Origin of the sequence: Methylophaga sp. UBA1464 (genome assembly GCF_002325665.1) — a bacterium.
Taxonomy (GTDB): domain Bacteria; phylum Pseudomonadota; class Gammaproteobacteria; order Nitrosococcales; family Methylophagaceae; genus Methylophaga.
In genome coordinates this window covers 13,401-26,619 of the sequence record NZ_DCSO01000084.1, presented here as the reverse complement: position 1 = coordinate 26,619, position 13,219 = coordinate 13,401, and the positions used below count along the sequence as shown (strand labels likewise).

The 13,219-nt window shown below is 46.8% G+C and carries 14 protein-coding genes; 5 read left to right on the top strand and 9 right to left on the bottom strand.

Translation table 11 applies throughout. The features are described from left to right. Window positions 1–196: 196 nt before the first annotated feature. Window positions 197–919 carry a ZIP family metal transporter gene (locus tag B3O33_RS10705; protein ID WP_292362257.1) on the bottom strand — a complete coding sequence of 241 codons (723 nt, stop codon included), beginning with the start codon at window positions 917–919 and terminating at the stop codon, window positions 197–199. A 176-nt stretch (window positions 920–1,095) separates the two neighbouring features. Between B3O33_RS10705 and B3O33_RS10700 the strand changes: the two genes are divergently transcribed. Then, on the top strand, window positions 1,096–2,160 hold the full coding sequence (locus B3O33_RS10700) for a virginiamycin B lyase family protein (protein WP_292362256.1): 1,065 nt from the start codon (window positions 1,096–1,098) through the stop codon (window positions 2,158–2,160). A 67-nt stretch (window positions 2,161–2,227) separates the two neighbouring features. On the opposite strand, the gene B3O33_RS10695 is transcribed toward B3O33_RS10700, so the two are convergent. Together B3O33_RS10695 and B3O33_RS10690 are read right to left on the bottom strand one after the other, a co-directional pair. After that, the gene (locus B3O33_RS10695; RefSeq protein ID WP_292362255.1) at window positions 2,228–2,827 is read right to left on the bottom strand and encodes an exopolysaccharide biosynthesis protein; all 600 of its coding nucleotides are present in this window, start codon (window positions 2,825–2,827) and stop codon (window positions 2,228–2,230) included. A 6-nt stretch (window positions 2,828–2,833) separates the two neighbouring features. After that, window positions 2,834–3,796, bottom strand: a complete 963-nt coding sequence (locus tag B3O33_RS10690) for an arsenic resistance protein (protein ID WP_292362254.1) — start codon at window positions 3,794–3,796, stop codon at window positions 2,834–2,836. A 211-nt stretch (window positions 3,797–4,007) separates the two neighbouring features. Between B3O33_RS10690 and B3O33_RS10685 the strand changes: the two genes are divergently transcribed. Next, window positions 4,008–4,262 carry a hypothetical protein gene (locus tag B3O33_RS10685; protein WP_292362253.1) on the top strand — a complete coding sequence of 85 codons (255 nt, stop codon included), beginning with the start codon at window positions 4,008–4,010 and terminating at the stop codon, window positions 4,260–4,262. A 17-nt stretch (window positions 4,263–4,279) separates the two neighbouring features. On the opposite strand, the gene B3O33_RS10680 is transcribed toward B3O33_RS10685, so the two are convergent. Then, entirely contained in the window at window positions 4,280–5,320 is a 1,041-nt protein-coding gene (locus B3O33_RS10680) for a DUF2235 domain-containing protein (protein WP_292362252.1), read from the bottom strand. 142 nt (window positions 5,321–5,462) lie between these two features. Next, window positions 5,463–6,356 carry a mechanosensitive ion channel domain-containing protein gene (locus B3O33_RS10675; RefSeq protein ID WP_292362251.1) on the bottom strand — a complete coding sequence of 298 codons (894 nt, stop codon included), beginning with the start codon at window positions 6,354–6,356 and terminating at the stop codon, window positions 5,463–5,465. A 344-nt stretch (window positions 6,357–6,700) separates the two neighbouring features. On the opposite strand from B3O33_RS10675, the gene B3O33_RS10670 reads away from it, so the two are divergent. From B3O33_RS10670 to B3O33_RS10660, 3 genes are all read left to right on the top strand, one after another. Then, complete coding sequence (locus B3O33_RS10670) at window positions 6,701–8,110, top strand: PhoH family protein (protein WP_292362250.1); 1,410 nt, start codon at window positions 6,701–6,703, stop codon at window positions 8,108–8,110. Between the two features lie 129 nt (window positions 8,111–8,239). Then, window positions 8,240–8,836 carry a PilZ domain-containing protein gene (locus B3O33_RS10665; protein WP_292362249.1) on the top strand — a complete coding sequence of 199 codons (597 nt, stop codon included), beginning with the start codon at window positions 8,240–8,242 and terminating at the stop codon, window positions 8,834–8,836. Window positions 8,837–8,917: 81 nt separating this feature from the next. Next, window positions 8,918–9,571 carry a glutathione S-transferase gene (locus tag B3O33_RS10660; RefSeq protein ID WP_292362248.1) on the top strand — a complete coding sequence of 218 codons (654 nt, stop codon included), beginning with the start codon at window positions 8,918–8,920 and terminating at the stop codon, window positions 9,569–9,571. A gap of 9 nt (window positions 9,572–9,580) precedes the next feature. Here the strand turns inward: B3O33_RS10660 and bioD are convergent, their stop codons facing one another. From bioD to bioF, 4 genes are read right to left on the bottom strand one after another with little or no spacing between them, the layout of a single operon-like run. Further along, window positions 9,581–10,237: a dethiobiotin synthase gene (bioD, locus tag B3O33_RS10655; RefSeq protein ID WP_292362247.1), complete on the bottom strand. Its 657-nt coding sequence runs from the start codon at window positions 10,235–10,237 to the stop codon at window positions 9,581–9,583. Then, window positions 10,237–11,136 (bottom strand): malonyl-ACP O-methyltransferase BioC, encoded by a 900-nt coding sequence (gene bioC, locus B3O33_RS10650; RefSeq protein WP_292362245.1) that lies wholly within the window; start codon window positions 11,134–11,136, stop codon window positions 10,237–10,239. The genes bioD and bioC overlap by 1 nt, the downstream gene beginning before the upstream one ends. Continuing rightward, entirely contained in the window at window positions 11,129–11,887 is a 759-nt protein-coding gene (gene bioH / locus B3O33_RS10645) for a pimeloyl-ACP methyl ester esterase BioH (RefSeq protein ID WP_292362244.1), read from the bottom strand. Before bioH ends, bioC begins: the two co-directional genes overlap by 8 nt. Next, window positions 11,877–13,052 carry an 8-amino-7-oxononanoate synthase gene (gene bioF, locus B3O33_RS10640; RefSeq protein WP_292362243.1) on the bottom strand — a complete coding sequence of 392 codons (1,176 nt, stop codon included), beginning with the start codon at window positions 13,050–13,052 and terminating at the stop codon, window positions 11,877–11,879. Before bioF ends, bioH begins: the two co-directional genes overlap by 11 nt. Window positions 13,053–13,219: the final 167 nt, after the last annotated feature.

Sequence of the window (13,219 nt, the reverse complement as noted above, 5' to 3'; positions counted from 1 at the left end):
ACAGAATTACAACGAATACTTTTCGACGTTTCCAAGTGTTGGAATAGCACTTTAGTTACTGTGCTGAGAGCGCTTTCAAAGATACAGTGAGGTTCAAGGTAACAACCTAATATACTGGCAGATATTACATAGGTTAAAGTTCACGAAAAATAATCATCCAGCGAGACTTCGGTGATCATTTCTGTGCCGTTAATGGTCAGGAATGACTCAGCAACAGATGGCTGAACAGGGCCAGACAAAAGCCGAAAACAGCCCCCAATGGTGGTGCCCAGTGTCTGGCGAGTTTTGATTGTGGGGCAATGTCCTGAAACACCAGATACAGAATGCCACCTGAGGCAAACAGCATAATCGCCCCGAGAATGGCGGGATGTTCAGATAAAAAGAAATATCCCGCCAATCCGGCTACCGGACCAAGCACAACAAACAATGTCATCTTGCCCAGTACATTGCCATGCCTGTTGTGCTGTTTCAGCTCACGATAGGCGTTAAAACCTTCGGGGAGATTCTGTAACCCTATCAACAATGCCAGTAAAGGTCCTGAAGCCGGGTTCAATGCCATCAACCCGCCTAACGCGATCGCTTCCGGCACATAATCCAATATCATGCCCAATAGTTGGGGAGATTCATTTTTGTGCAAACCGAGCAACCGTTCTATATAGAAAAAAATCAACCCGCCAGCGACAATAAACAAAATACCCCAAACTGAATCTCCCATATTCTCTATGCCTTCGGGAACCAGCACCAGCATCACCGCACCCAGCAAAATGCCGCCTCCCAAAGCGATAATAAAATGTCTTAATTCTTTTTCCAGCCATTGCGAATGTATCCGCTCAAAACTGGCCACAAAACCACCGACAGGGATGCAGATACCCGCGGCCATCGTGAGTAATACAATCTGTAAAACGGGTGAGTTATCCATTGGTGACCTTCATTACTTGCTGAGAATGCTGTTTATTAATGCATTCGATGTTAGATAAATTGACTGCACCTTTCCAAGCTGAATTTGAATATTTAAATCATTCATTAATCAGCACTTTTATCACATCCACATGTCAATCATTGAAACGCATCACCCAAAAAGCATGGAGAACGAACATGACAACACTCAAACAGGCAACTCAATTTCATCGCTTTATAGCCTATTTTCTGACAACAGTAACAGGGCTCATCCTCGGCGACGTGGCTATGGCTGACTCACCGAACGATAAAAATATCGTAAAAGAAGCTGACAGAGTTTCCCTGAATTTCCGCGAGTGGCGTGTTGAATGGAAAAATACCCGGCCACGGGATCCGTATGTCAGTCCCGATGGCAGCGTCTGGTTTGTCGGACAGGTGGGTGATTATGTGGCGAGACTGGATCCGCAAACCGGTGAAATGCAGCGTTTCGACATTCCTAAAGCAGGCCCGCATACCGTGATTGTCGATGCTGAGGGTTATCCCTGGTATGCCGGTAATAAAGACCGGCATATCGGCCGTCTGGATCCAGATACCGGTGATGTGACTCGTTTTGATATGCCAAAGAGTGTTAATGACCCACACACAATGGATTGGACTTCAGATGGCAATATCTGGTTTACCGTGCAGCGTTCTGGCCAGGCCGGTTTTATCGGTAAATTAGCCACTGACTCAGGTGAGTTGGAAATTATTGAAGTCCCCGGAAACAATATGCGGCCTTACGGATTGGTTGTGGATAAGCAGAATCGTCCATGGATTGCTTTTATGGGGAGTAATGCCATCGGCACAGTGGATCCAAAGTCCATGCAACTCGATATCATTAACACCCCTGATGAAGAAAGTATTATCCGTCGAATTGGTCTGACATCAGATGGCCGTGTCTGGTGGGTGGATGCAGGTGTTGGTTATGTGGGCGTCTATAACCCGCAAGATGAATCCATGCAGCAATGGCGGACTCCGGGAGGCGAAGCCGCAGGCTTGTATGCGATGACCGTCGATAACCAGGATCGAATCTGGTACGTGGAAACAGGGTTACAACCAAACCGGTTTATCGGTTTTGATAGCAAAACCGAACAATTTATAGCGATAGATGAAGTTCCATCAGGCGGTCAGACTGTGCGGCATATGGTGTTTGACGAAACCAGCAATGCCATCTGGTTTGGCACCGATGCACATACCATTGGCCGTGCAGTGGTACCGGATTAACAGTCATAAAAGTGCCAATTTATTATCTGCCAGAAAAATACGGTGGCCGGCTTTTCTCAGATTTGAATTAAAGTAAATTGGAGAAAATAACCCAGGCAGTCAGGCCTGTCAGAATAAATGACAACAATGCGAGCAGGCCGTCTCTGGCTATCAGCGCCAGGCCAAAAGCAACCAGGGCGATACCGGCTGCGTTGGCGCTGAAAGGGATGACTTCCATAAACGGTAGCATGACTGCAATCAAAATACAGACACTGGCTATCGCAAATTTGGCGGTCCCATTAACAAAGATCAACAAACGTGGTCGTATCAGTTTATCGATAAAGTGAGCAGGTCTTCGCAACCATCTCACAGCCTTTAATAACTTGTCACCAGGAACAGCACGTTGTAATAACCATTTTGGTAACCAGAAGTGTTCCTGCCCCGTCAATAACTGTATGGCGACTAAAAAGATAAACACGCCCATGATACTGGGAACCCCGGGGATATCGCCAATAACCGGTGCTAATATAATCAAGCCAGCCAAAAGCAACAGTGGTCCAAAAGAACGACGGCCTATCATATCCATAATAAGGTCAATCGAAACGTTTTGATTGGGCCTTTGCTCAGCCGCTTCGCCAATACAATCAAACAATTCTTCGAGATCGGTTACCGGATGATTCTTACCCATCATTAGTTACCTGCTTAAAGGAAAAAGATGCTTTGGCACCCACCACAAAAACACCATCATGGCGATCAACTCGACTAATGATTGAAACACAATGACCACGACTGCCAGCTCATATGAAGCGGGCAACGCCAGGGCAATGGGTAACATCACAAAAGAATTACGGGTGCCAAAGCTGAATGCAAGTACCCTACCCTGCCGTGATGAAAGTTTAAATAACCTGGATAAAAGCCTGGCCATTACGGCCGTAATAGCCAGGAACAACAAAAATATTACTGATAAGTGGAATAATAAGCTGACGGACTGCAGCACGATAGTGACTTGCGATATCGCAATAATAAACATCACCATGGCTAATAACAGCACCGGAAACCATGCCAGAAAATTGATTACCCGCTCACCATTGTCCTGCTTCGCTAACCATTTTTGAGTCAGAAATGCCAGCATCAATGGCACGATAATCAAACTGAAAAATGCCCAAACCATCTCACCCTGTGCCAGATTCAGATGAAACTCATCACCGAGAAACAGCCAGAGATAGAATGGTAACAACAGGATTTGCAACAGCAGGCTTATCGGGGCAAAAGTGATTGCCAGTCTGGTATCACCACCGCCAAGCTGAGAAAAGGTAATAAACCAATCCGTGCACGGCACCAACAACACTAATAAAATACCCAGTTTTACAGCGGGGTCATCGGGAGCGACCAGCAGCAGACAGGCGACTGCAAGAGGAATCAACACAAAATTCCCCAGAATTGCTGCCAGTAGTACTTCAGGTTTGTAAAAAGCGTCCCGCAGATGCGTTAATGGAACCTGGGTAAACGTTGTATACATCAAGGCCGCTAATAACGGCCATACGACGATTTCCAACCGGCCACCCATCTCTGGCACCATAACACCCAAAATCAACCCAAGTAACACGGCCAACAGATAAATAAACAGCTGATTTTTTTCCAGAGACAGATGTGTCAATGATGGGATCCTTGCAGATAAAATAAAAAGCCCGAAATTATTATTTCAGTCGCCCGGGGTTTATGCTGTTTTTTCTTTTCCTGATTAACTGAAGTTAACGAACCTCGCTACCTGATGCTTTATAACTGGCAACATGGTAAACCGTATCTGCGCTTTGATGCTGAAGATGACAGAGCCAATTCACTACGTTTTTTCAACAAAGGATTTATCGATGCAACATATTTTCGGCAAAACAGTTCTTCCTACCCTCTTATCACTGTGTTTTATAACCGTGGTGCTTGCCGCTGAAGGTGAAGGTAAACAAGTCGTCATTGACAGTAAAGAGGGTAAAGAAAAAGTGACCATTGAAGAGTCACAAACAGGTGATCAATCAGGAGCTGGCACCGCTGTCACTGATGATCCGGTGGATGATCATAAAACGACTGATGAAGATGACAACACCGATAAGCCCAAATATCAGGAATAATGACACCTGTTATCAGATTAATTGACTAATGTCGGCCAGCCGTCGTTCTGCTCCAGAAACTGCAGCAGATTTTTAGGGCGATACGCCTCATCGTTATCCCAACGTTGTTTCACAGTCTGATGAATTAATACCTCACTTTTTTTATGGTTTATAGGGCGATATAAAGGCCTTTTCGAACGATATATATGTTTACGTGAGTTATGCAAAGTCGCATCATAACGGCCATTCAAACTGCTTTTAAGATGCGTTTCGAGCACTAATCCAGCTTCAGCTGCCTGCTGCATCATCCATTCAAGTGGAATATCGGATAACAAGCCACCGGTTTCTTTATCCGGCGCATAACTCCCGCCAATATTGCTGTGTACACCGGCAAACCACACCTGTTTGAGATCCAGCTTTTCCCGCGGATCCCAGATGGTCGGTTCAAAATCTGAACGCACTTCATCGATCGCCATCGCATGTCGGGCAATATCGACATTAGGGCCGATTTTGGTATCGTAAAATTCGTCTTTTTTGTTCAATAAACCGAGAAAAGATATCGGAATACCTAATGCACCAACGGTATCCCATACGCCAACAAATTTAATCTGACGACTTTTATGTGAATGCGCTTCACGAAAAGCAATCGACTTTTCGCCATCCGGTGCGTAACTGTAACCGGGTTTTTTGTAATGCTCGAATGCCGCTTCAATCAGTCTGGCATCCGGTCGTTTGAGAATGCCGCAGTTATAAATCAAACCACTTAAACTGCGAACGGTGTAAGCGCCACGGCTAAAGCCAAACAGAAAAATCTCATCGCCCGGCTGGTAGTTCTGAACAATATAACGGTAATCGTCCATGATGTTTTTATTCAGGCCCTTGCCGGTGGTACCACCGAGCACCTGTTCATAATAAGAGCCGATTCCCCAGTCGTAAAATACCTGCTGCGTGATGCCATCAGACCCTCTCGGGTCAATCGAACGCGCCATTCGAAGTACGTTGGTGGGGAAATCTTTGGCCAGATCCTTTTCCGGTCTATTCCAGGTACCGTCTGCACAAACTACTATCCGCTTTGTCATCAGCGTGCTCCGTCGGTCGTTTTATCCGGCAGCAAAGCGTTAGCTTACAGCTTTCATATCAGGCTCTCTGCCCAGAACATCAGTTGTGACAGTAAACCTGAATCATTTCAGAAACAATACCTTAACCAGTCATCTTTGAGGATTATGCTTTTTCTTCTGCCTCTTCTTCGGCTTCTTCCTCAGTACTTTTGCCTTTGCCCGAAAAGTCTTCGGTAAACACCTCGGACAGAATCAGCTGTTCAATATAACTGCGCTGAGAAGCCCGTACCGGGAAACGCACCACCAGATGAATTTCTGCAGCGGTAGGAACCTGAATCGTGACACGAGGATCAACCGAACTCGCATCCAACCCACGTTCATCACTCAGTTTCTGCATATAGATACGGGCATTTTCCAGATAGGGCTGACAATGTTTTGCAGCCGCCGACAATAAGGCCTGTTGGGCAGTTTGCCATTTATCCGTGCGTTTGAATGGCACGGTAAAAACATGCAGGACATATTGCCGGGTATAACTTTCATTTATGACAGGCTCGGAGACAAATAACGCATTGGGAATAACGGCCATACGTCCCGTACGTTGATGAGTAAGCTTTCCGGGACCCACTTCCAGAATGGTGGTCGCTAATAAGGTTTGATCAATAACGTCGCCACGGAAATCCTTGATTTGAATACGATCGCCAATATTAAACGAACCAGCACCGGTTTTAAGTAATGACCCCGTTACACACAAAATAAGTTCCTTGGTGGCCACTACAAAGGCTACGGCAATGGCAACCACCGATAACGCCAGCGTTCTGAGTTCTTCGCCCCAGATTAATATGAGCCCGAGAATAAAAATGAGAATAATGCCGTTGCGGGTCTGAACCAGCCATTTGCGACGCAATTCTGTGGAATCAATGGTTCGACGAATAAACCGGGAAGCAACAGAATTTAATACCAGCATCACCAGAAGCAGGAGAAAAGTGCTGCCAAACAAGCTGATAATCGGAGCAAAAAATGCAAAGGTTTCCTGGGAAATTCCAAGTTTTTCGTTCATTTAAGCAGCCTGTTACTTTAACGTTGAATATAACGTTACCAATAATACCCAAATCTTACACCGGATCATAAGCCATCAGGATAATGGCATGAATATAAGGACTTACTGACAATCCTGGATTTAAGCCGTAAAACGCTTCTTAACCAGCTAAAAAATTATCCTGCGATAGTGTCGTATTGGCAGCCCTACGCTTGAAAAGTGCTTTTCAACAAAATTATTTATATCCGATTCAATGATCTAGTTGATTTAGTCCGATAAATACGCCTGATTCCCCTTTGCAGATGCATTTACTTCGATCATAATCAAACGCAGGCACGTCAATTCAACAAGAGGATCTACTCCGAATGATTAAACGACCCGACGCGACAAAACGTCTGTTTGTGCTTGATACCAATGTGCTGATGCACGATCCCACTGCTTTATTCCGCTTTGATGAACACGATATTTTTCTGCCTATGGTGGTACTGGAAGAACTTGATAGAGGTAAAAAAGGTTTATCCGAAGTGTCGCGAAATGTGCGTCAGGTCAGCCGTTTTCTCGATGATTTGTTAGAACAGGCCGCAGATAACGATGCCATAAATTCGGGTATTCCTCTGCCGAGCGTTATCAACAGTGATGTGCCCCAGGCCAGTGGTCGTTTATTTTTCCAAACCCGCCAGATGGCCGGAGAATTACCTAAAGAATTACCAGGACAAATAGCCGACAATGCCATTCTTGCTGTTGCTATCAACCTGCAACAAGCTCAAATCGATACCAACGTTATTCTGGTTTCCAAAGATATTAATCTGCGTATTAAAGCCACTGTGTTAGGTATCTGCGCCGAAGATTATTACAACGATAAAGTACTTGATGATGTGGATCTGCTGTATCGCGGTTCCAGTGAGCTGAAAGCCGATTTCTGGGAAGATTTAAACCGCCTCGAATCGTGGACTGAAGATGGCCGTACCTTTTATCAGGTCGAAGGAGAAGTCGTCAAAGACTGGTATCCCAACCAGCTGATTTATTCACCCGGCGAAGAACGAGCCATTGAAGCGGTAGTGCGTAACAACAATGAAACCACCGCTGACATTGAGCTGATTCATGATTATCGTCGTGAGAACCATTCAGTCTGGGGCATTACCGCACGCAACCGTGAGCAGAATTTTGCGTTGAATCTGTTAATGGATCCGGAAATTGATTTTGTCACCCTGTTGGGTCAGGCGGGAACCGGTAAAACGTTATTAACCCTGGCAGCCGCCTTAACTCAATGTATTGAACACAAACGCTATGGTGAAATCATCATGACCCGTGTCACCGTGCCAGTGGGGGAAGATATCGGTTTTCTGCCCGGGACAGAAGAAGAAAAAATGACGCCGTGGATGGGCGCGTTGATGGATAACCTTGAGGTACTCAACAAAACCGATGGTGGCGACTGGGGCCGGCAGGCAACCAATGATTTGCTGCAACGCTGGATCAAGATTCGCTCACTGAACTTTATGCGGGGTCGTACCTTCCTTAACCGTTTTATTATTATCGATGAAGCACAGAATCTGACCTCCAAACAGATGAAAACCCTGATTACCCGGGCAGGTCCCGGCACCAAGATTGTCTGTCTGGGCAACATTTCACAGATTGATACCCCATACTTGAGTGAAACCACTTCGGGTCTGACTTACGTGGTGGATCATTTCAAGAACTGGCCGCATAGCGGACATATCACCCTGCTGCGTGGTGAACGTTCACGACTGGCTGACTTTGCTTCAGAAAACTTGTAATCTGTTGTGTGATTAATGACATCGGGCGGCACTGGGAGAAATCCCCCAGGGTCACCCGATGTTTATACTTTATTAAATAAAATCAGCATTGATTCATTTATTGGGTCGCAGGCAACAGGAAGACATAAGATGAACGATATCCCTCCAACCGGTGCCGAACGCCGGGAATTTTTCCGCATTAATGATCGTTTGGTTATGTCCGTCGTTCCACTCAGCACTGCTGAAGCTGAGCAAATTGGTCAGGCCATTATTGATGCCACGCCTGAAGCCGGACAGTTGACTCAGCAAATGTCATCGATCCAAAAAAGTTTTAATCATCTGACCGACCAAATCGGTCATACCGACAGGGATATCGCCAGAGCACTGAGAATGCTCGATGAAAAGGTGAATCTGCTGGCGCAGAATGTCCAATTGCTGCACACCCCGCTCAATCCGGAAGCCGCAAATGAGGTCAATCTCAGCGCCGGCGGCCTGGCTTTAATGACCGATAGTGCGTTTCAACCCCGTTCAGCAATGGAAGTCAGAATGCAGTTGTTGCCGGGCGGTCTGCATATTCGCGCCATTGCCAAAGTCATTGCCTGTGATCAATTAGTTGAAAGCGTTGAGGGTAAAGGCTTCTACCTGCGGATGGCATTTACTCATATGAGTGAAACTGATAGAAATATTCTGGTAAAACACACGCTGAATCGTCAGGCAGAAGAGCTGCGTAACAACAAGCAGGTTTAACACGGCTCTACTCTTCGCCAACATCCAACGTACAACTCTCCATTTATAGTGTTGTTCAGAGCTATTAAAAGAGAACGTTAAATGTCGACTACTCTACCCATCTTATACAGTTTCAGACGTTGCCCGTATGCTATGCGAGCCCGGCTAGCTATTGCGATTACCGGACGTAAAGTGGCAATACGCGAAGTGGTATTAAAAGATAAACCGGCTGAATTGCTGGAGATATCGCCAAAAGGAACGGTTCCGGTGCTGTGGCAAAACAATGGCGATCTGCTGGAAGAAAGTCTGGATATTATGCTTTGGGCAGCTGAAAACCATGCCATATGGCAATCTCTGGATGAGCAGCAACGCAAAGAGGCGTTTATTCTCATTGAAGAGAATGATGTCAGCTTCAAACAAATACTGGATCGGTATAAATATGCCGATCGTTATCCTGAACACAGTGCAGAGTATTACCGTGAACAGGGCGAACAGTTTTTAAAAAAATTAGAACAACGGCTCAGCCAACAGGTCAGTTTAATGACCGATTCTCTGACTTTAGTCGATTTTGCAGTGTTGCCGTTTATCCGACAATTTGCTTTGGTTGATTGGGACTGGTTCAGCCAGGCGGATTACCCCAAACTGCAGAACTGGTTAAATGGATTTCTCCAGTCAGATTTGTTCGAACAGATTATGTATAAATACCCGCAATGGCAGACGGGAGATGAACTCACTGTTTTTCCAGCAACACCGTAACAATAATCGTTACAAATTCAGATATGCGCTGGCGTCTTCGTTATCCGCCAGCTTGGGCACTATGCCCAGACATGGCGAAGAAATTCGGTCTGCCAAACTCCGGATAATCGCTGCAGATTGTGGATCCTGCAAAAAATCATTGGCTACCCAACCCGCCAGAGTCAGGCCAGAAACTGCGATGGCCTGAACGGTTAACAGAGCATGATTAATACAACCCAGTTTTATCGCCACCACCAGCACTACCGGTAACTGTAATGCTTTCGCCAAATCGGCAATCGTTTGCTGATCATTTAATGGCACCAGCCAGCCGCCGGCACCTTCGACTACGATGGCATCTGCCTGTAACTGCATGGCAGCAAATTGGGTTTCAATCAGATTAAGCGATATGGTTTGCCCAACCTGCTCTGCTGCCAGATGAGGCGCAATCGCCGGTTCAAAGGCATAAGGATTGATCTGCGAATAAGGTAATTTGATATCTGCCTGCTGACTCAATGCCAGTGCGTCTTCATTTTTCCATTGACCATCCTGCCATTCACAACCACTGGCAATCGGTTTCATTGCAGCAACCTTTAGTCCCTGCTGTTGTAAAACTTTGATCAGTCCGACACTGATACGTGTTTTGCCGACTTCGGTATCGGTGCCGGTAACAAATATATGCTGAGTCATCAGAGCTTGCTTCTCAATTGGTCGAGACTGACTGCCACACAGCCATCTTCGGTCATCGGCAGAGAATTCTCCCCCGCCCAGGCATGTCCATAAATCACTTCATAAGTGGCTGGAAGTTGACCATTGACCCGAAATTGTTCACAGGCATGGGTTACTTTTTTCAAGGTGTTTTTACCGGTCAGGCCACGGCGGCGCCCCTGATTAACATTACGTGCACCTAATTGCTGTAAATCACGCATCATATTGATCAGACTCGGATACAAGAGACTATGTCGATCACTGTCCAAAACCGGATCACTGAGTCCGGCGGCAAACATGGCTTCGGCCACATCATGCATATCCAGAAACACATTGATATGTGGATAATCATCCACCGCAGCCCAGCTTTGGCGAAGTTCCTGCAAGGTGTCGGGCCCAAGCGTACTGAACATTAACAAACCACCTGGACGCAATACCCTTTGTATCTCGGTAAACGCAGCGGTTAAGTCACACCACTGCAAAGCCAGGTTGGCATATACCAAATCCACGCTGTTATCGGCTAACGGTAATTGCTCAGCATCGCCTGTTATGAAGCGGGGTGATTTTTGCCCAGGTAGCCAGCGGCGCACTCCTTGATCATGCCGATAACGTTGTCTAGCCTGCTTGAGCATAGCGGGAGCAATATCCACGGCTATTTGTTGGGCGTCAGGATAACGATGTTGCAGTAAAGCCAGGTTGCGTCCGGTGCCGGTCCCCAAGTCCAGAATATGCTGGGGTTTGATTTTAACCAGTTCCAGACGTTCCAGCATTTCATCTGCCGTATCACGCTGTAAAATCGCCACATCATCATAACTGTTCGCCGCATTGCCAAAGGCTCGCGCTACGCGATTTTTTTCCGGGCGTAAGGCTTGCTCAGTCATTGAAAAACTCATTGATTTTATCGGCACATAACTGAGGTTGAGAGATAAACGGAGCGTGTCCTGCTCCGGCAATGCGATCAATTGAAATGGTTTTATTTAATTCAGACAAGGATTCAACCAACGTTATCGGCACCAACTGGTCGCGATCCCCTAATAGACATTTCACCGGTATCTGTAACTGCGCGAGCTCAGAACGTAAGTCCAACGTTTCCAATAACGCTAATCCAGCCTGTAAAGCCTCAGGATGTGCGACATTATCAGCCGTTTTTTCTGCCAGTAGCTGAATGGTTTCCCGGCTGCCTTTTGCACCACGCGCCTGAAGCAGCACAAAGCGTTTTAACGTTTCGCGTTGATCATAGTTCAGCTGTCCGGCAAATACCGCAAACACTGCCGCATCCATTGCCTCACTCCAATTGTCAGCGGTGACAAATTTTGGATTGGCAGCCATCAAAACTAATTTGGTGACACGTTGTGGATAGCGTGATGCAAAAGCCAAGCTCAGCTGTCCACCTAATGACCAGCCCAACCAATATGCCGTTTGGGGGACGTTATCAGCAAGTTGGGTTAATACTTTGTCAATTTGCAACGCATCAGCCTGCCATTCGGACTGTCCATGGCCCGGTAAATCAATCAGATGCAAGGTGAACTGCTGGGCCAGTATTTCAGCAAGCGGCTGCCAGACATCACTATGCATACTCCAGCCATGCAGCATTACCACATCTGGGCCCTGCCCCATCTGTTTAATGTACATAGCTGCGCTCCAAACCGAGCAGTAATTGCTCAATATGCCAGACATCATGGGCCGCAGACAGCGTGATACGCAATCGGGCGGTGTTTTTCGGCACGGTCGGTGGTCGGATAATGCCTACCAAGATGCCCTGCTGTTCCAGATCCTGTCCCAATTTAAGTGCTGTTTTATCGTCACCAATCAACAGGGGTTGAATTGCCGTTTGTGAGGGCATTAATGGCAAGCCTAATTGGGCTGCACCGTCACGGAACTGTTGAATCAATTGCTGTAATTTATCGCGCCGCCAGCTTTCCTGTTTAATCAGTTTCAGACTCGCCAATGTCGCTGCAGCGATAGCCGGTGGCTGCGCGGTGGTGTAGATAAAACTGCGAGCCTGTTGCACCAGAGTCTCAATCACCACTTCATCAGCGGCAACAAAAGCGCCTGCCGTGCCAAAGGCTTTGCCAAAGGTGCCGACCAAAATCGGCATCTGCTGCAGCGTTAAAGCAAAATGCTCGACAACACCTCCACCGTTTTGACCCAATACGCCAAATCCATGTGCATCATCAATTATTACGCCCGCTTTATGCTGTTCGGCTAAATCCATGATTTCCGGTAATGGGGCAATATCCCCGTCCATACTGAATACACCATCACTGACGATCAATTTATTTCGGGCGTTGGCAGCAGTATGCAGTCGTTGATGCAATAAGCCCATATCCACATGGGGATATCGTAATTGCTGGGCGTCGCAAAGACGGCCCCCATCAAGTAACGATGCATGGTTCAACTTGTCCTGGACGACAACATCGGTTTTACCGAGCAAACCATCAATCACACCGATATTGGCCATATAACCGGTCGAAAACAGCAGAACTCGTTGTTGTCCGGTAAATTCTGCCAGAGCCTGTTCCAGCTGATGATGATAACGACTGTGGCCGGTGAGTAAATGCGCAGCCCCACTGCCAACACCTTCACGATCCAATGCCTCGACAAATGCGGTTTTTAATGCCGGATGTGCTGCCAGGCCTAGATAATCATTACTGCTGAACGATAATAACTTCCGGCCATCCAATACGACTTCCACACCCTGCTCGCCGTCACGCAACCGTGATCGACGGTATAAGCCAGCGGCTTTACGATCGCTTATTGTTTGTTGCAGTTGTGATTGCCAGGGAAGTTGTGCCACAAGAGCGCCTCGATAAATCAGCTACGCTGGAATTGATATAGCGAAGACCAGTATTTATCATGCTCTGTGCAGACGAACGGCACAGAGCATGCGGTTATTCAGGTCGCGGTTCAGGCAGCTGAACAGTGTTTACCATCCTGTTGCTGCTGTCCGACCTGTAACGGTGG